At 43.0% G+C, this 856-nt stretch carries 2 rRNA genes; both read left to right on the forward strand.

From position 1 onward, the window contains the following. Positions 1-83 (forward strand): 16S ribosomal RNA (locus H8923_RS17065); the annotation flags it as partial. Positions 84-335: 252 nt separating this feature from the next. Then, positions 336-856, forward strand: a 23S ribosomal RNA gene (locus H8923_RS17070); the annotation flags it as partial.

Genomic DNA, 856 nt, shown 5'->3' on the forward strand with positions numbered 1-856 from the left:
GAGTGTCGAAGGTGAAATCAATAACTGGGGTGAAGTCGTAACAAGGTAGCCGTATCGGAAGGTGCGGCTGGATCACCTCCTTTCTAAGGAGAATTGCCTACTGTTTAATTTTGAGGGTTCATTCCTCAAGTTAGTACTTTGAGCAACGGGATATTCTCAGAGAGAATAGACGTTGGCGATGTACGTTAGTACTTTGAAAACTGCATAACATTTAGTGATATGACATCATTTAATATATATGGACAAGAAAAGTCTTTAAAATTACAAACTTTAAGCAAAGGGATTTATGTGAATGCATATGAACATAAAGACTTTGGCGATAACTTTTAATAACTGGTCAAGTTATTAAGGGTGCAGGGCGGATGCCTTGGCACTAGGAGCCGATGAAGGACGTGATAAGCTGCGATAAGCTTCGGGGAGTTGCACGTAAACTTTGATCCGAAGATTTCCGAATGAGGAAACTCACTTAGAGTAATGTCTAAGTATCGTTAAGTGAATACATAGCTTAGCGAGGGGAACCCGGGGAACTGAAACATCTAAGTACCTGGAGGAAGAGAAAGAAAAATCGATTCCGTAAGTAGCGGCGAGCGAACGCGGAACAGGCCAAACCAATGAAGTTTACTTCGTTGGGGTTGCGGACATATCATAAAGTAAGAGGTCATCGTAAATGAAGAGAGTTGGAAAGCTCCGCCATAGAAGGTAATAGCCCTGTAGTTGAAACGATAATTCTTCAGATATGATCCAGAGTACCACGGGACACGTGAAACCCTGTGGGAAGCAGGAGGGACCATCCTCCAAGCCTAAATACTACCTAGTGACCGATAGCGCATAGTACCGTGAGGGAAAGGTGAAAAGA

The sequence above is a fragment of the Romboutsia faecis genome (genome assembly GCF_014323405.1).
Taxonomy (GTDB): Bacteria; Bacillota; Clostridia; order Peptostreptococcales; family Peptostreptococcaceae; genus Romboutsia_E; species Romboutsia_E faecis.